The sequence below is a fragment of the Iodobacter violaceini genome (assembly GCF_011601265.1).
GTDB lineage: Bacteria > Pseudomonadota > Gammaproteobacteria > Burkholderiales > Chitinibacteraceae > Iodobacter > Iodobacter violaceini.
Genome location: NZ_JAAOLX010000003.1, coordinates 229,465 through 246,303, shown reverse-complemented (window position 1 = coordinate 246,303; position 16,839 = coordinate 229,465). Strand labels below are relative to the sequence as shown.

The following is a 16,839-nucleotide window of genomic DNA, read 5'->3' as shown; positions in this document are numbered from 1 at the left end:
ATGTTTTCATCACTAATTCAGAAAATGATGATGTAATAAAATGATGGCTGGCATGAGTAAGGTCAAAAAATAAGTGGCGATGCTGTGAGTGATTTACAGATTACGTCGTAATGCAAAAATAGCTTAGGAGAAAGCGTTGGAGAATAATCAGCTATTACACACTTCTGTTGTTTTACTGGCAGCAGCGGTGATTGCAGTTCCGGTATTTAAGCGTTTTAATCTGGGGTCAATCCTCGGCTATTTAGTGGCCGGGGTGATTGTGGGGCCATATTTTTTGGGGTTTATTGAAGACCCTGTTGCTGTGCTGGACTTTGCAGAAATAGGCGTGGTGCTTTTGCTATTTGTTTTGGGATTAGAATTAAATCCAAAATCACTCTGGCAGATGCGTAAAAAAATCATTGGCCTGGGCGGCGCTCAATTATTGCTTTGCGGTCTGGCGCTTGCTGGTTTATCCGTCGTTTCTTTAAGCCTTGAGTTTAAAGCATCGCTGATGGTTGGCGTAACGCTGGCTTTATCTTCTACGGCATTTGCTGTTCAGCTGTTAAAAGAGCGCAGCATGCTTAATCAGCCAATTGGCCGGATTGGTTTTGCCATTTTGCTGATGCAGGATTTGGCGGTTATTCCCGTATTACTGAGTTTACAAGCGATGGCTCCCGATCCAGGCGGCCATATTGTGCCATGGTGGCTGGGTTTGCTTGCCGTAGTGATTACACTGTTTATTGGTACTTATTTGCTCAGCCCGCTGCTTAAAATTGTGGCGAAGTATGGTAATTCAGAAGTAATGACTGCGGCAGCATTACTGATTGTATTAGGCGCTGCTTTAGGTTTTGATTATGCCGGCTTATCCATGGCCATGGGGGCGTTTATTGCCGGGATTATGCTGGCTAATTCCAGCTTCAGGCATCAGCTTGAGGCGGATATTGAGCCATTTAAAGGCTTATTATTAGGTTTGTTTTTTATTACTATCGGCACCAGCATCAATTTAAAAATGCTGCTGGCAGATCCGTGGTTTTTATTGGCAGGCGCATTATTGCTGCTTCTGGTAAAAAGCTCGGTCATTGCGGCTTTAATTGCGGGTACTACAGGGCAGTCAAAATTAAATAGTTTCAGGCTGGGGCTGATGCTGGCACAGGGGGGTGAATTTGCTTTTGTGGTGATGGCACAGGCTTTATCTTTGCATATTCTGGATAAGCAGATCACAGAAGAAATCACCATTGTGGTGGGTTTATCAATGGCCTTAAATGCGCCCCTGCTTATGATATTTGAGCGTTTAATTCAGCGCAAAGGCAAAGAAAAAACGGTTGATTACAGTAATGTTAAATTTGACAGCAATAAAGTCATCATTGCCGGGTTCGGCAGGTTTGGCCAGGCAACCGGGCGTTTGCTGTCGGCAAAAGGAATGCAATTTACCGCGCTGGATAAAGACCCTGAGCATATCGAGTTTTTAAAGAAAGTAGGGCATAAAATTTATTTTGGCGATGCAACCCGCCATGATTTACTCAGAAAGGCGGGGGCAAAGCAGGCCTCTGTATTATTAATTGCCATTGATAATATCAGCGATTCCCTGCATTTGGCGCAAATGGCAAAGCGCAAGTTTCCGCATCTGCGTATTATTGCGCGGGCACATAATCGTACCCATGCTTTATCTTTAATGGATTTAGATGTGGATGTGGTGATTCGTGAAGTATGGGAAAGCAGCTTAACGGCTGCTGAGCATACTTTATTGGCGCTTGGATATTCACCTGCCCATGCAGAGCGAATGATTGATATTTTTCAGCGCCACGATGAAGCATCATTATTAGAGCAATTAGAGCATAAAGATGATATGGAAGCATTAATTGCCCTGGCTAAAGAAAACCGCCAGCAAATGAGTGATTTATTTGTGGCAGACAGAAATGTCTATGCCGCAGAAGAAAAGAAAGTGATTGATTAATGAATAAAATAATTCGCTGGGATATCTTTTGCCGTGTGGTTGATAATTACGGCGATATTGGTGTGTGCTGGCGCCTGGCACGGCAATTGTCGCGTGAATATGGTTTAACAGTAAGGCTGTGGGCAGACGATTTAATCAGCTTTCAGCGAATTCAGGCAGATATTTGTACTGATTTGCCTGTGCAGGTGTGTGCTGACGTGGAGGTACGGCACTGGTGTGAGCCTTTACCCTGTGTGGAGCCTGCCGATGTGGTGATTGAGGCTTTTGCCTGTGATTTGCCTGCAAGCTATATTGCCGCCATGAAAGCTGATCGGCGTGAGCGGGTTTGGCTGAATCTGGAATATCTCTCTGCAGAGGATTGGGTGACGGGCTGTCACGGCCTGCCTTCTCCTGCTCAGGGCCTGCCTAAATTCTTTTTCTTTCCCGGTTTTGTGGATGGCACAGGCGGCTTACTGGGTGAGCAGGCTCAGCTTAGTGCCAAAGCAGCATGGTCGCAGGCGGACAGCGATGCGTATTTGGGGCAATGGCAGGCTGTACAGGCCCATAGTATTAAGGTGTCTCTCTTTGCCTATGCCAATCAGGGGCTGGCTGATTTATTAAGCTGCTGGCAGCAATCAGACCGCCCTGTGCAGGTGTTTATGCCTGAGGGCCTGTTGCTGCCTGTGGCCGAAGCCGCCTTAGGGCAGGCGTTGCCGGTGGGCACCACGATTTGCCTTGGTGCGCTCAGCCTGTCTGTGCTGCCGATGCAATCACAGGATGATTACGACCGGCTGCTTTGGAGCTGCGATCTTAATTTTGTACGGGGTGAAGATTCATTTGTGCGTGCGCAGTGGGCCGCTTTACCCCTGATCTGGCATATTTATCCTCAGGATGATGATGCGCATCGTGCCAAACTGGATGCATTTTTGGCACTTTATCTGGCCGCTTGTCCCGGTAAATCTGCACAGGCATTCAATGATTTTTGGCAGGCATGGAACCACGGAGGAGATCTCAAAGCCGCATGGCATAAGCTTTTTCCCGAGATATCTGCCTTAAAGCGCCATGCTGTGGCATGGCAGAAAAATTTGATTAAACGCGGGGATCTCGCCACTAATCTGGTCAGATTCGTAAATAGCAAGGTAAAATGGCGAGTTAAATTTTAACCATCACTTAAGCTCTAGGTAAACACCGCAATGGCAATCAAAACCGCACAAGAAGTTCGCGTTGGTAACGTAATCATGGTTGATGCTCAACCTTGGGTCGTTCAAAAAACCGAATACAGCAAATCTGGCCGTAACTCTTCTGTTGTAAAGATGAAAGCAAAAAGCTTGCTGGGTACATCTTCTTCAGAAAACGTTTACAAAGCTGACGAAAAATTTGAAGTAGTTACATTAGATCGCAAAGAATGTACTTATTCTTACTTTGCTGATCCTATGTATGTATTTATGGATGCTGAGTTTAACCAGTACGAAATCGAAAAAGACAATCTGGGTGATTCCCTGAACTTTATCGAAGACGGCATGGAAGATCAGTGCGAAGTGACTTTCTACGAAGGTAAAGCGATTTCTGTTGAAATGCCTACCACCATCGTACGTGAAGTGGTTTACACCGAGCCAGCAGTTCGTGGCGATACTTCAGGCAAGGTAATGAAGCCAGCCCGCCTCTCCAATGGTTACGAATTGCCAGTTGCTGCATTTATTGAAATCGGTGACAAAATCGAAATCGATACACGCTTCAACGAATTCAAAAAACGCGCTTAATCGCCGTTTAGAATCAAAAAAAGCCACCTTGCAGAAGGTGGCTTTTTTTATTTAAACCCAAATTTTAAAACACGGAGGACACAGAGAACACGGAGTTTTACGGAGAAAAGAAACAGAGAATTCAAATGGTTATTGTTTTTTTCCGTGTATCTCCGTGTCCTCCTTAACTTTGTGGTTCAAGACCTGGGTTTTAGAGGCTTACTTCAACATTTTCCACAAAAAGCTGTATTCCAGCGCAGTCATATCGGCTTTCTGGCTGTTGTCTGCCGCGCCTGCATGGCCGCCTTCCATGTTTTCATAGTACCAAACCGATTTAACGCCCTCGCTTTGCATCTTTGCCATCATTTTACGTGCGTGCCCTGGGTGGACACGGTCGTCGCGGGTGGAGGTGGTAAAGAGGATGTTCGGGTATTGCGTTTTGGCCCTGATATTGTGATACGGTGAGTATTTGCTGATGTAATCCCACTCAGCGGGCACATCCGGATTGCCATATTCGCCCATCCATGAAGCCCCTGCCAGCAGCTGATTAAAGCGGCGCATATCCAGGAGCGGCACCTGGCAAACCACGGCGCCAAATAAATCCGGGCGTTGGGTCATCATTACCCCCATCAGCAGCCCGCCATTGCTGCCGCCCATAATGCCGAGCTTTTTCGGCTGGGTGATTTTCTTAGCAATCAGGTCTGTCGCCACAGCGATAAAATCATCATAGGCTTTCTGGCGGTTTTCTTTCAGCGCAGCCTGATGCCAGCGCGGGCCAAATTCACCGCCACCACGGATATTGGCCAGCACATACACGCCGCCTTTTTCCAGCCAGGCTTTACCTGCACCAGCCGAATAATACGGCGTGAGGCTGACTTCAAAGCCGCCATAGCCATAGAGCAGCGTGGGGGTATTGGCATCGGTTTTTAAGTTTTTAGGCTTAACGATAAAGTAGGGAATGCGCGTGCCATCTTTAGAAACGGCTTCGTTTTGCGCGATTTCCATGCTGCTGGCGTCAAAGAAGGCAGGGCGTTGTTTAAGCAGCTCCCGCTCATCTGTGCCTGCATGGGCCAGATAGAGCGAATCCGGGGTAAGGAAATCGGCGTGGGTGAAGAAGTAATCATCCAAGGCATCCGGATCAATCGCCGTCGCTCCGATCGTGCCAAAAGCAGGGGCATTAATGGCGCGTTGCGACCATTTTCCTTCTTTAAAGCGCCATTCTGTCAGGCGGCCTTTTACATTATCGAGCGCTTCAACAATCAGGAAGTTTTTGGTGGCGGTGGTGCCATTCAGTGCGGTGGTTGGGCTGGGGTTAAAGAGCTGAGTAAATTGGCGCTCACCTGCCTGGAATTTCTCAAAATCGCTGGCGATCAGGCTGCCGCTGGGCCAGGTTTTGCCGCCGATAGTCCATGCGGATTTAAGTGTGATCAGGATTTGCGGACCAAAGAAGCTGATATTGGCATCATCCGGCACGGCAATGCGGCTGAGTTTTTCACCGCTGCGCAAATAGGTTTCATTGGTATAAAAGGTAACGCCACGGCGGATAATCTCGCGGCGGTAGCCTGCATCTTCGGCCACCATGGCAGAAACAGAAATATCTGTTTTTTGCCCTTCAAAAATAGTTTTAGCGGCGCTGAGCGGCGTGCCGCGCTGCCAAAGCTTAACAATGCGCGGATAGCCCGAATCAGTCTGGCTGTCTTTGCCAAAATCGCTGGCCACAAACACGCTATCCTTACCTTGCCAGCTGACATCTGATTTAGCTTCAGGCAGGCTAAAGCCATCTTTTACAAAGGATTTTTTATTTAAATCGAATTCACGCACTTCCACCGCATCGGCACCGCCACGGGAAAGGCTGATTAAGCATCTGTCGTATTGTGGATAGCGGCAGTCTGCGCCTTTATAAACCCAATTGGCGTTTTCAGCTTTGGCCAATGCATCTAAATCTAATACGGTTTCCCAATCTGGATTCGCTGTTTTATAGCTGGCCAGGGTAGTGCGCCGCCAAATACCACGCTGATGATCGCCATCGCGCCAGAAATTATAAAAATAGCCGCCCATTTTATTCACATAGGCGATGCGCTCTTTTGAATTAAGGATATCCAAAACATCATTTTTTAGCGGGGCAAAACCGGCTTCTTTTTCTAACATTCCATGGCTAATGGCATTTTGCGCCTTTACCCAATCTAATGATTTTTTACCCGCTACATCTTCAAGCCATTCAAATTGATCGCTGGCGGCATGGGCCAGCAGGCTGGCGCTGGCCAGTGCCATTGAAAGTAATACTTTTTGCATATTCTTCCTTGCTGAAATCAATGATTAAACAGATGGGCAGGCGAACATTTGCACATATGCCATATGGGTCGGAAAATATAGCATATTTGCCTGAGGCAGGAGGGGATTAAGCAATAAGTGTGATGGTGGCGGTGCCTGTCAGCTTAAGGGGAATTTGTAGCTTGGGTTAGCAGTCTGTGTGCGGGGGGGCCCCGCTTAGCGATATATCGGGTAACCCAATATTTTTTTCCGCATAAACGTTGGGTTACACTGATTTTTCCGCTAAAAATCAGCGAACCCAACCTGCGAAGGCATTTTTTTCCACGCGCGAGTATAAAGATGCGCATGCCTGCAGAACTTTGAATTCATTGAGTGATTAACCGGCATCAATTCCCAAATACCTGATCTTTCAGCATTTTCAGTTGATCGCGTAATTGGGCTGCTTTTTCAAATTCCAGGTTTTTAGCGGCTTCGATCATTTCTTTTTCGAGGCGTTTTAATTCTTTGGCCAGGGATTTTTCGTCAAACTCATTGAGCATTTTTTGCCGCTTCATTTCTAACCTGGCGGCTACGGCGGCTTCTTCGTTATATACGCCGTCGATAATATCCTTGATGCGTTTGACTACGCTGCGCGGCGTAATGCCATTGGCCTGATTAAATGCGGTTTGTTTGGCGCGGCGGCGTTCGGTTTCATCGATGGCCTTTTTCATCGAATTGGTGATTCGATCGGCGTAGAGAATCGCTTTACCATTTAAATTACGCGCGGCGCGGCCAATAGTCTGGATTAAGCTGCGCTCTGATCTTAAAAAGCCTTCTTTATCTGCGTCTAAAATCGCCACCAGGGAAACCTCCGGGATATCCAGGCCTTCGCGCAATAAGTTAATCCCGATCAGCACATCAAATACGCCAAGGCGCAAATCGCGCAGGATTTCGACGCGCTCTACGGTATCAATATCCGAGTGCAAATAGCGCACTTTTACCCCGTGCTCGTTCAGATAATCTGTCAGCTGCTCGCTCATGCGTTTGGTCAGCGTGGTTACCAGCACCCGCTCGCCCTGCTCGGTGCGCAGTTTGATTTCAGAGAGCAAATCATCCACCTGCGTGCCCACAGGCCGCACTTCAATAATCGGGTCTACCAGGCCCGTCGGGCGCACCACTTGCTCCACAATCTGCCCCTGATGCCTGGCCTCGTAATCTGCAGGCGTGGCGGAGACAAACACCGTTTGCGGCATCAGCTGCTCAAATTCTTCAAATTTCAGCGGCCGGTTGTCCAGCGCGGAGGGCATGCGGAAACCATAATCGACCAAATTTTCTTTGCGTGATCGGTCGCCCTTATACATCGCGCCAATTTGCGGAATGGTGACGTGGCTTTCGTCGATAATCATGATCGAATTAGGCGGCATATAGTTGATCAGCGTCGGCGGGGCCGAGCCTGCCGGCTTGCCGGAGAAATGCCGCGAGTAGTTTTCAATGCCCTTACAAAAGCCCATTTCGATCAGCATTTCTAAATCAAAACGGGTGCGCTGCTCCAGCCGTTGCGCTTCGACTAATTTGTGTTCTTTGTAATAAAACGCCAGCCGGTCAGTCAGCTCGGCCTTAATGGTTTCGATGGCTTCCAGCACTTTTTCACGCGGGGTAACGTAATGGCTGCTGGGGAAAACCGTAAAGCGGCCCACGCGCTGTTTGATATGGCCTGTAAGCGGGTCGAATAATTGCAGCGTTTCTAATTCATCATCAAATAAATTCACCCGCAGTGCTAATTCGGCGGATTCGGCGGGGAAGATATCGATCACATCGCCGCGCACCCTGAAACAACCACGGCTGAAATCGGTGTCGTTTCTATCGTATTGCATGGCGGTGAGGCGTTTGATCATATCGCGCTGGGCAACGCGCTCGCCTTCTTTCAGGTGCAAAATCATCTGGTGGTAAGAGCTGGGATCGCCAATCCCGTAAATCGCGCTGACAGTGGCCACAATAATACAATCGGGCCGCTCTAAAATTGCCTTGGTGGCAGAGAGCCGCATCTGCTCGATATGCTCATTAATCGCCGAGTCTTTCTCGATAAATAAATCGCGGCTGGGCACATAGGCTTCGGGCTGGTAGTAATCGTAGTAAGACACAAAGTATTCAACCGCATTTTGCGGAAAGAATTCACGCATCTCCGAGTAAAGCTGCGCCGCCAGTGTCTTATTCGGTGCCATCAAAATAGCTGGCCGCCCTGACTGGGCAATCACATTGGCCATCGTATAAGTCTTACCCGAGCCTGTTACCCCAAGCAGGGTCTGATACTGCAAACCATCATCCAGCCCTTCAAGCAACTGAGCAATGGCCGTTGGCTGATCGCCAGCAGGCGGAAATGGCTGAAACAGGCGATAGGGGCTGCCGGGGTAATCGACAAACATGGGCAAGATCCTGTGTTGACGAGGCGAAGTAGGCTTATTCTACCCAATAGAACGCTCGTCCGCTTTAATGGTTTTTGGGGGGGAGTGGTTTGTTGGCCGTGCAAGTAATGGAGGCGAATAGGGGCCGTGCCTGGATGTATGTAATTTGGTATTCAGGTTGTGATGTAAATGCAGTTGTTTCTTTTAGTAACTTTTATTTAATGTGTAACTTATGTCAAGTTAATGTAATGTTTTGCGTAAATTATAGCTGCTGAATTTTGTTACCAGGCTTTGTGCTTATTTGTTCCATAAACGGGCTCTTCATATTGTGGGGCAAGTATGGCAATTTTTTATGAGGAAGTCCCCATGAAGACTACGGATCTTGTTTATGAAGCTAAGTTCAGAAGAGCAACTGAAGTTCTGGATTCCACTGGAATATGGAAGTCTAACTACCTGCCGCCAGCTACTAGGTTACTTCGGCGTATTGGTTTTAGTGTTCGGCCACCGCATTTCGTAAGTTTTGCAAATACGGCTATTTCTTGTGCGGCATATTTCAGTGCGGTGTGGGGGCTATCAATGTGGCTGCTCGTTTGGTCCAGTCAGGGTATTTATTGGGGGGATGTAGTCACTAGAGCTATGTTGGCGGGCATGTTTTTTGGTGTTGCAATGGCTGCTTACTATGCTTATGGCCGTATGAAGTACAAGCTGCCATCTTGGGAAAACTTGCTGCATAGTGATAATGAAGCCTGAATTTTAGCTTGCTAAAGTAGCTTGGGCTAAGGCGTATTGTCTAATCTTTGTATTTACGGAGATGCGCCGGGCAGATAAAACATGCACAAGTAACTTGCTATCGTGCTTACTCCTTAGCTTCACTTTATGATCAGAATCCGCAGAGAGTTAAATATGAATTCAAAATACGCAGGGCAGTGTCTTTGTGGCGAAATCCACTATTCAGCTGATGTTGAACCATTATTTGCTGGTAACTGTCACTGCAAAGACTGCCAAAGAAGCTCGGGTAGTGCTTATATCCCAGCAATGCTTTTCCCCGAAAAAAATGTGTTTGTTTCTGGCGAGGCAAAATATTTTGAGTCAATGGCGGATAGCGGAGGTACGCATAAAAGAGGTTTCTGCCCGAATTGTGGCGCTCAATTGTTCGCAAAGTTCAGCAATCTTCCCGGTATGCTGGGCATAAAAGCTGGCACCTTAAACGATGCATCGCACTACGTGCCCAAGTTAGATTTCTATGTGGCAGGAGCCGCAACCTGGGATTTTATGGATCCTCAACTTCCCAAAAAACAAGGTTCCCCTCAAGGATAAAGGGCATTCTCATAACAAGGTGCTTAATGGGGCTGCACGGTAGATTGGGCTAAAGCTTTATCAGCCCAACAGTTTATTTAGAGATATGCGTTGAGCAGATAAATCATGTCCAAGCTACTTGCTAACTACATCGTTTTTTTATTAGCAAACAGCGAAAAACATACTAACCACGCTCTTCGTATAGGGCTTAAAGTCCCCTTGAAACACGCCGAAGCGAGGAACAAGCGGGCGGGGTTTCGGCGAGGATGTTTGAGCGAGCGAAGCGAGTGAGTCCCGCAGCCGCCGCTCGATTGTCCGCAGATGAGGGGTTTTCGTGTTTCGTGGGGCGGCCTTCTTTGGCTTCGTTTCTTGGCCGTTCAAGAAAGGAAGGCCCCCGCGGTGGCGACCGCTCCAAAATCAACGTGCCGAAGGCACTAAAAAGGTCTTTTTGATTTTGTTTAGCGCCTGTGGGGTGCTTACTCACGAGCGATACTGAAAAATACGCTGCTTGCGCCCACCCCTCAAAACCATTCCCCTTATGCCCTGGCATTCTTCCGTGAAACCCCCTGTTCCCCGCTCCCTTTGTACTTCAAGGCCCAGCTTTTTTTACATGGCTGAATCATTGCGTTAAGGTGTCGCCATTGTTGAATCACGCACAGAAGTACACCCAATGATAAATACCCCCCATTACTGCGAACTGAATGCCCAGCACCGCGCTGCGGCGGCTGCCCATGTGCGCGATATTGTCAGCGTGGCGATTGGTCATCGCAGCGATGAAGCGGCTTTGATTGTTTACGATGTTGAATGCCCTTTGGCGCAGGTGTTGGCGGATAGCTATCAGCTGGCTTTGCCAAGCGCGCAGGTGATTGAAATCAGCAGCGTGGATAATGATGCGGTGATGGCGGCGTTTCATGCTCAGCCTGCCGGGGCTTTGGTGGTGTTGATTCAGTCGACGCATTTTCGCCTCGATGCCTATCGTTTGCGGGTGCAGTTGTTTAATCAAGAGTTAAAAGTGATCGAGCATGTGCATCTGGCGCGCATGGTGGCGGATGAAGCGCCTTTGTATATTGAAGCGTTGGCTTACGATGCTGAATATTATCGCGGCACGGGCGCGGCCTTGCAGGCGCGGATCAATGCGGCGCCGCACGCGCGCATCACCAGCGGCGAGGGCCAGGTGCTGACCTATGCCGGCCCGCTGGAGGGCGCAAAGCTGAATGTGGGCGATTACCGCCAGATGAAGCATATTGGCGGGCAGTTTCCGATTGGCGAAGTGTTTACTGAAGCGCGTGATTTAACGCAGCTGAGCGGCCGCGCCGATATTTTTGTGTTTGGCGATACCAGCTTTCATTGCAATTTTCCGGCTCTGCCGATCACTCTGATTGTTGAGCAGGGCTGTGTGGTTGGGGTAGAAAACAGCACGCCGTATTTTGATGAAGTGCTGGCTAAAATCCGTGCAGTGGAAGGCGAGGTGTGGGTGCGTGAGCTGGGCCTGGGCCTGAATCGTGCATTCAGCCGCGAGCGCACCGTAAGCGATATCGGTACTTTTGAGCGGCTGTGCGGCGTTCATTTATCGCTGGGCGCCAAGCACGGCAGCTATAACAAACCGCAATTTAAACGCAAAGACACGCGTTTTCATATCGACGTATTTGTCGCCACTACCGGTGTGTATTTCGGCGATGAAAACGTTTATATCGATGGGCAATGGCGGGTGTGATCGAAATTAAAGGGATAAATCTTGCTAGTTGCAGATTTTAATTTTTAGAAACACTCGGTATCTTTAATAAAAAAGCCGCCATAGCTGATATGGTGGCTTTTTATTTTTTAAATCCAATTGGTCCAATCTTACTGTAATTGCGTATTAGCAATTAAACAGCCACATTGAAGTGAGCGGTGTGCACAAAACGAATGCTTAGTTTTTAGTGAATAGATTGAGTGCAAGCTATTTTATTTTTGGATTTATTCTGAGCCATATTCTCAGTAATCTGCGTATTTCATTGTTAAAAAAAAGCCCCGGCTATAGCCGGGGCATCAAAAGCTGCCGTGACGCAGTATTTTTTATGGCTGTTACAGTGCGCTGTGGCGCAGTTGTTCCAGGATTGCAGGGTTTTCCAGTGTGGAAATATCCTGGGTAATTTCTTCACCCTTGGCGATATTTCTGAGCAGGCGGCGCATGATTTTGCCGGAGCGTGTTTTAGGCAGATTGTCGCCAAAGCGGATTTCATCCGGCTGAGCAATTTTGCCGATCTCGTGAGCTACCCATTCGCGCAGCTGTTTGGCTACCGCTTTACCTGCCTCGCCTTCAGGGCGATCACCCTTGAGCACCACAAAGGCAACGACTGATTCGCCCTTGATATCGTGCGGCTTACCTACCACTGCGGCTTCTGCAACCAGCGGGTTGGCAGCCAGAGCCGATTCAATTTCCATGGTGCCAAGGCGGTGGCCGGATACATTCAGCACGTCGTCGATGCGGCCCATAATCCAGATATAGCCGTGCTCGTCGTAATGCGCCGAATCACCAGCCAGGTAAAACTTGCCGTTAAATTCTTCCGGGAAGTAGGTGCTCTTAAAGCGTGCGGCATCGTTATAAATGGTGCGTACCAAAGATGGGAACGGGCGGGTAATTACCAAGGACCCACCTTTGCCCGGCTCTACCGGCGCGCCGGATTCATCCACAATCGCCGTCATAATGCCTGGCAGCGGCAGGGTGCAAGAACCCGGTTTGGTTGCCACTGCGCCTGGCAGTGGAGCCACCATATTGGAGCCGGTTTCGGTCTGCCACCAGGTATCTACAATCGGGCAACGGCCGCCACCGATGACCTCGTGATACCACATCCATGCATCAGGATTAATCGGCTCACCCACTGTGCCCAAGAGGCGCAGGCTGGATAGATCATATTGCTTAGGCAACTCGCCACCCAGTTTAATCAGCGAGCGGATTGCGGTTGGTGCGGTGTAAAAGGTGGTGACCTGGTGTTTTTCAATCATCGCCCAGAAGCGGCCAGCATCCGGATAGGTGGGCACGCCTTCAAACACCACTTGCGTGGCACCAATGCCCAGCGGGCCGTAGGCAATATAGCTGTGGCCGGTAATCCAGCCCACATCGGCCGTGCACCAGTACACATCGTCTTCTTTGTAATCGAACACCCATTTCATGGATACTTGCGTGCCAAGGAAGTAGCCCGCGCTGGAATGCTGAATGCCCTTAGGCTTACCTGTTGAGCCGGAGGTATAGAGCACAAACAGCGGATCTTCGGCGTTCATCCATTCTGGCTCGCATACATCAGGCAGGCCTTTAACCAGCTGATGCCACCAGACATTATTGCTTTCGCTCCAGTGATCCGGCTTGGTGCCGGTGCGCTGGAACACAATCACTTTTTCGACAGATTCGCAGTTGCCAATGCCCAGCGCTTCGTCTGTCATGGCTTTCAGTGGCGTGGCTTTGCCGCCGCGTACCGATTCATTGGCGGTAATCACAATCTTGGCCGCAGCATCCTGGATGCGATCACGCAGCGCGCCCGCAGAGAAGCCGCCGAATACCACCGAGTGAATTGCACCGATACGGGCGCAGGCTTGCATGGCGATAATTGCTTCAACGGTGTGCGGCATGTAGATCACCACGCGGTCACCCTTGACCACGCCAAGGCTCTTCAGCCCATTGGCAAACTGGCAAACGCGGTGATACAGCTCGCGGTAAGTTACGCGGGAGACTGAGCCATCGTCTGCTTCAAAAATAATCGCTACTTTATTCGCTTTGCTTTCAAGATGACGGTCGAGGCAGTTGTAGGACACATTCATTTCACCGTCTTCAAACCACTTGAAAAACGGCGCATTGGATTCGTCCAATACCTTGGTAAAAGGCTTGCGCCAGCTGACTAACTCGCGGCCCAAATCGCCCCAAAAGCCTTGATAATCGCTATTAGCTTTCTCGCAAAGGGTGTGATAGCCCTCCATGCCGGATACATTTGCTTTAGTACGGAAATCGTCAGAAGGTGGAAACAGACGGGTTTCCTTAAGTACGGAATCAATGCTGCTCATTTAGGCTTCCTTCTTGCAGAGATAGTCAGATAAATCGGATCAGCACCAATGTATCAGCGGGGGCTGCTGTAAAGCTAATTGTGTTTTTTGATGGGGTGAATCAGAAAGGCTGATATGAGGGTTTTACGCTGCGGGTATCTTCAACTTCAGTGGGGGGTAAAGCGGGCCCCGAGATTGAAGATGTTTAAGCACAAAAGATAGATACCCCCTCTGGAGGGGAGTTTAGCTGTTTTATTAACCGGACATTTTATGCGGAAAGCTGCATATGCAAAATAGGAAAAGGGTTGCTCATACTATCAAGAGCAGATCGATTGATTGTTTTAAAACCCATATGCTCATAAAAAATAATTGCCTGGGTGTTTTGCTCATTCACATCCACTTTGCTCGCTTGATGATGAGTGATGGCATCATTTAAAAGCATACTGCCAATTCCCAGGCCTCTGTGCTCGGGGGCGATAAATAACATTTCTATATTGCCCTCGCTCAAGCCAATAAAACCGGTTATTTTTTCCTGATTATCTTTCGCGCATTGCAATGAGACTGCGGGAAAGAAATCGCTCAGCATTTTAGATTTATAAAATTGAATATCGTCTTCAGATAAAAAATCATGCGTAGCTCTGACTGAGGACTCCCAAATTTTTAATAGTTCTGGGTATTCATTAGGGATGGCTGTGGTTATTTGCATCGTTATTGTTTCCATAAGTAAATAGAATCTTTGCCATCGCCATTGAGTGATTTATCTTGTTCAACCATGATATAGCGGGTTTTACCTTCGGCAATCAGCTTAAAGGCTTGCAAGCGGGTGCTATGGCCAAGGATTACCAAACCTGTTTGCATTTGTTGAAAATCAGCAGGGGAATACACCAGGCTTACACCCGGGCTATTGGGGGAATTAAATGTTGTGCGCGTCATATTCCCTTGGGCATCAAAGCTTAAATGCTCAATTTGGCTGTCATCCTGGCAATCGCTCACGCTGGTTTCAAAGCGTTGCCCGGCCAGCTCGATAGCCGAGCTCACTTTGGTGGCATTGGCGGCGATTAAAACATAGCTGCCTTTTTTATCTTTAACGCCTCCCAGCCCAGGCTCGCAAAGCATGGCGGCAAAGGGCAGGTGTGGGTTTTCCGGCAGGTGATACACCGCACTGCCGCCGCTTAAGCCATTACCCCAGCTGTATTGGCCGTTAGCATCATAGCTAAAGCTGCCTTTGGGAATAATAGGGCTGCTGATGCCTGCACCCGCATCGCCAAGCTTTGCATAGATCGCCTGCGTATCGCTGGCTGCATAGTGCCAGGCCAGATATTCGCTGCTGCTAAGGGGGACGGGTGTTGCCGGATCGCTGCCACCGCCGCCACAAGCTGATAAGGCGAATGTAAAAAGGCAGATTGCGGATTTCATATGATTAATTCTTAGTGAATGCGGGTGAAAATTCAGAATTTAATAATCCATAAATTAAATCATTGTGCCATTGTTGATTTAATTTAAAGTTATTTCTGATTCTGCCTTCTTGTATAAATCCAACCCGCTCTAATAAGCTGGCTGAGGCGATATTTCCTTCTGTTACTGTGGCTTTTATTTTGTGAAATAAGCAATCATTAAAAGCAAATTGCAATATGGCTTGTAAAGATTCTTTGCCATAGCCTTTGCCCTGCTCATTGGGGTGCAATAAAAAACCAACTTCAGCCTGCTGATATGGCTCCCACTCGGGCATAAAGCCAGTTATCCCAATGGGTGTATTGCGGTGTTTATCAATCATTACCAGGCACAGCCAGTGCGAGCTGTGTTTGGTCCATGCGGGCAGACGGCTGTTAAATTTTTCATTGATTGCATCGGCAGATAAAGGATCACTTACATATCGCATGACATCCGGGTGTTGTTGGAGCTGGTTAAAAAAGCCTCTGTCTGCTTCGGTAAGAGGTTTAAGGATTAATCTTGCTGTTTCTAAACAGATGCTCATTTTATGGCCTGTTATTTTTTAATTCATGGCTGAGTAATGAATAATTCATCAGTGATATATATTTACCTTCTTTGATTTCACAATCTCGGCTGATGCCCTCTAAAGTAAAATGAAAGGCTTGCAATAGCTGCTGCGATTTTAAATTTTCTGTTTCTACTTCGGCGCTGATGCGGTGTAGCTTTAATTCATTAAAGGCATAGCTGAGTAAACCCTGCAATGCTTCCTGCATAATGCCTTTGCCCCAGTGTTGGGGTAATAACCAGTAGCCTAGTTCGGCGTTTTTGTGTTCCTGGCAGATATTATTCAGCCCTAATGCGCCAAGCGGCGTACCTGCCGATTCAATGGCCAGCCAACAGCCTGTGCCTTGCTCGGCAATGGATTGATACCAGCTCATTTGTTCCAGGCAAGCGCTTTCTGTTGAATATGAAATACCATAGTGTTTAATCACTACCGGGTTGGACAGGCCAGAAAAAACAAAGGCTAAATCATCGGGTCTGAATGTTCTTAAAGTAAGTGTATTTAGTTTTATATTCATTATGATTCCAATGTCATTGCGTGTTCGGCGCAGGCTGCATGAATGGCATTGCGTATATGCAGCCCGGTGGTATCAAATATCGGGATATCCACATCCTGCTGCTGAATCAGCATGGTAATTTCTGTGCAGCCCAGTATGACTCCTTCTGCACCTTGCTCAATTAATTGCTGGATGATGGCAATATATTCTTGTCTGGATGATTCTTTAACAAGACCATGGCACAGCTCCTGATAAATAATCTCGTGCACTCTGTTACGGCCCGCTTCATTTGGGGTGATCACTTCCAGCTGATGCAGGCTGGCTAATCTGCCACGGTAAAAATCTTGCTCCATGGTGAATTTTGTACCCAATAGAGCAATTTTTTTAATGCCTGCAGTTTTAATTGCCGCTGCAGTGGCATCTGCAATATGCAAAAATGGAATCTGGATTTTCGCTTCAATTTCAGCAGTTAATTTATGCATGGTATTGGTGCATAAGATCATCAAATCTGCTCCGGCTAATTGCAGGGAATAAGCAGCTTTAGCCATGATTTCGCCAGCTTTATCCCATTGCCCTGTGCTTTGCAGCGCTGCTATTTCTGCAAAATCCACACTCAGCAGAATGACTTTGGCAGAATGCAGGCCGCCCATTTTTTCTTTAATGAGCTGATTCGCTCTTTGATAGTAAATCTGGCTGGATTCCCAGCTCATGCCGCCTATCATGCCGATGGTTTTCAT

14 protein-coding genes are annotated in these 16,839 nt (G+C 48.1%); 6 read left to right on the top strand and 8 right to left on the bottom strand.

Features of this window, described 5'->3' with window-relative positions; genetic code table 11:
• The first annotated feature begins 136 nt into the window (after positions 1-136).
• From HA050_RS07235 to efp, 3 genes are read left to right on the top strand one after another with little or no spacing between them, the layout of a single operon-like run.
• A complete protein-coding gene (locus HA050_RS07235) occupies positions 137-1,933 on the top strand; it encodes a monovalent cation:proton antiporter-2 (CPA2) family protein (RefSeq protein WP_166823984.1) in 1,797 nt (598 codons plus the stop codon).
• On the top strand, positions 1,933-3,075 hold the full coding sequence (gene earP, locus HA050_RS07230; protein ID WP_166823981.1) for an elongation factor P maturation arginine rhamnosyltransferase EarP: 1,143 nt from the start codon (positions 1,933-1,935) through the stop codon (positions 3,073-3,075). The genes HA050_RS07235 and earP overlap by 1 nt, the downstream gene beginning before the upstream one ends.
• Positions 3,076-3,111: 36 nt before the next feature.
• On the top strand, positions 3,112-3,672 hold the full coding sequence (efp, locus tag HA050_RS07225) for an elongation factor P (RefSeq protein WP_099398349.1): 561 nt from the start codon (positions 3,112-3,114) through the stop codon (positions 3,670-3,672).
• A gap of 198 nt (positions 3,673-3,870) precedes the next feature.
• Here efp and HA050_RS07220 read toward each other — a convergent pair whose 3' ends face one another.
• Entirely contained in the window at positions 3,871-5,943 is a 2,073-nt protein-coding gene (locus HA050_RS07220) for a prolyl oligopeptidase family serine peptidase (RefSeq protein ID WP_166823978.1), read from the bottom strand.
• A gap of 365 nt (positions 5,944-6,308) precedes the next feature.
• Positions 6,309-8,324, bottom strand: coding sequence for an excinuclease ABC subunit UvrB (uvrB, locus tag HA050_RS07215; RefSeq protein WP_166823975.1), 2,016 nt, complete (start codon positions 8,322-8,324; stop codon positions 6,309-6,311).
• A 345-nt stretch (positions 8,325-8,669) separates the two neighbouring features.
• Here uvrB and HA050_RS07210 point away from each other — a divergent pair, with 345 nt between their 5' ends.
• The 3 genes from HA050_RS07210 to HA050_RS07200 all read left to right on the top strand — a co-directional run bounded on the left by HA050_RS07210 (position 8,670) and on the right by HA050_RS07200 (position 11,313).
• Positions 8,670-9,053, top strand: coding sequence for a DUF6404 family protein (locus HA050_RS07210; protein ID WP_166823972.1), 384 nt, complete (start codon positions 8,670-8,672; stop codon positions 9,051-9,053).
• Positions 9,054-9,206: 153 nt separating this feature from the next.
• Entirely contained in the window at positions 9,207-9,620 is a 414-nt protein-coding gene (locus HA050_RS07205) for a GFA family protein (RefSeq protein ID WP_166823969.1), read from the top strand.
• A 649-nt stretch (positions 9,621-10,269) separates the two neighbouring features.
• Positions 10,270-11,313 (top strand): hypothetical protein, encoded by a 1,044-nt coding sequence (locus HA050_RS07200; protein WP_166823966.1) that lies wholly within the window; start codon positions 10,270-10,272, stop codon positions 11,311-11,313.
• Between the two features lie 350 nt (positions 11,314-11,663).
• Here HA050_RS07200 and acs read toward each other — a convergent pair whose 3' ends face one another.
• From acs to HA050_RS07170, 6 genes are all read right to left on the bottom strand, one after another.
• Complete coding sequence (gene acs / locus HA050_RS07195; RefSeq protein ID WP_166823964.1) at positions 11,664-13,634, bottom strand: acetate--CoA ligase; 1,971 nt, start codon at positions 13,632-13,634, stop codon at positions 11,664-11,666.
• A gap of 247 nt (positions 13,635-13,881) precedes the next feature.
• Positions 13,882-14,319, bottom strand: a complete 438-nt coding sequence (locus HA050_RS07190) for an acetyltransferase (protein ID WP_166823961.1) — start codon at positions 14,317-14,319, stop codon at positions 13,882-13,884.
• A gap of 2 nt (positions 14,320-14,321) precedes the next feature.
• Positions 14,322-15,029, bottom strand: a complete 708-nt coding sequence (locus tag HA050_RS07185; RefSeq protein ID WP_166823958.1) for a hypothetical protein — start codon at positions 15,027-15,029, stop codon at positions 14,322-14,324.
• Positions 15,030-15,033: 4 nt separating this feature from the next.
• Complete coding sequence (locus tag HA050_RS07180) at positions 15,034-15,588, bottom strand: GNAT family N-acetyltransferase (RefSeq protein ID WP_205836335.1); 555 nt, start codon at positions 15,586-15,588, stop codon at positions 15,034-15,036.
• 1 nt (position 15,589) lies between these two features.
• Positions 15,590-16,123, bottom strand: coding sequence for a GNAT family N-acetyltransferase (locus tag HA050_RS07175; protein WP_166823955.1), 534 nt, complete (start codon positions 16,121-16,123; stop codon positions 15,590-15,592).
• Complete coding sequence (locus HA050_RS07170; protein ID WP_166823952.1) at positions 16,123-16,839, bottom strand: aspartate/glutamate racemase family protein; 717 nt, start codon at positions 16,837-16,839, stop codon at positions 16,123-16,125. Before HA050_RS07170 ends, HA050_RS07175 begins: the two co-directional genes overlap by 1 nt.

Excerpts from the sequence above, each read along its gene's own strand:
- HA050_RS07205 (WP_166823969.1), top strand. The coding sequence starts at position 9,207 with ATGAATTCAAAATACGCAGGGCAGTGTCTTTGTGGCGAAATCCACTAT.
- acs (WP_166823964.1), bottom strand. The coding sequence starts at position 13,634 with ATGAGCAGCATTGATTCCGTACTTAAGGAAACCCGTCTGTTTCCACCT.
- HA050_RS07210 (WP_166823972.1), top strand. The coding sequence starts at position 8,670 with ATGAAGACTACGGATCTTGTTTATGAAGCTAAGTTCAGAAGAGCAACT.
- HA050_RS07175 (WP_166823955.1), bottom strand. The coding sequence starts at position 16,123 with ATGAATATAAAACTAAATACACTTACTTTAAGAACATTCAGACCCGAT.
- uvrB (WP_166823975.1), bottom strand. The coding sequence starts at position 8,324 with ATGTTTGTCGATTACCCCGGCAGCCCCTATCGCCTGTTTCAGCCATTT.
- earP (WP_166823981.1), top strand. The coding sequence starts at position 1,933 with ATGAATAAAATAATTCGCTGGGATATCTTTTGCCGTGTGGTTGATAAT.
- HA050_RS07200 (WP_166823966.1), top strand. The coding sequence starts at position 10,270 with ATGATAAATACCCCCCATTACTGCGAACTGAATGCCCAGCACCGCGCT.
- HA050_RS07185 (WP_166823958.1), bottom strand. The coding sequence starts at position 15,029 with ATGAAATCCGCAATCTGCCTTTTTACATTCGCCTTATCAGCTTGTGGC.
- HA050_RS07190 (WP_166823961.1), bottom strand. The coding sequence starts at position 14,319 with ATGCAAATAACCACAGCCATCCCTAATGAATACCCAGAACTATTAAAA.
- HA050_RS07180 (WP_205836335.1), bottom strand. The coding sequence starts at position 15,588 with ATGAGCATCTGTTTAGAAACAGCAAGATTAATCCTTAAACCTCTTACC.
- HA050_RS07220 (WP_166823978.1), bottom strand. The coding sequence starts at position 5,943 with ATGCAAAAAGTATTACTTTCAATGGCACTGGCCAGCGCCAGCCTGCTG.
- HA050_RS07170 (WP_166823952.1), bottom strand. The coding sequence starts at position 16,839 with ATGAAAACCATCGGCATGATAGGCGGCATGAGCTGGGAATCCAGCCAG.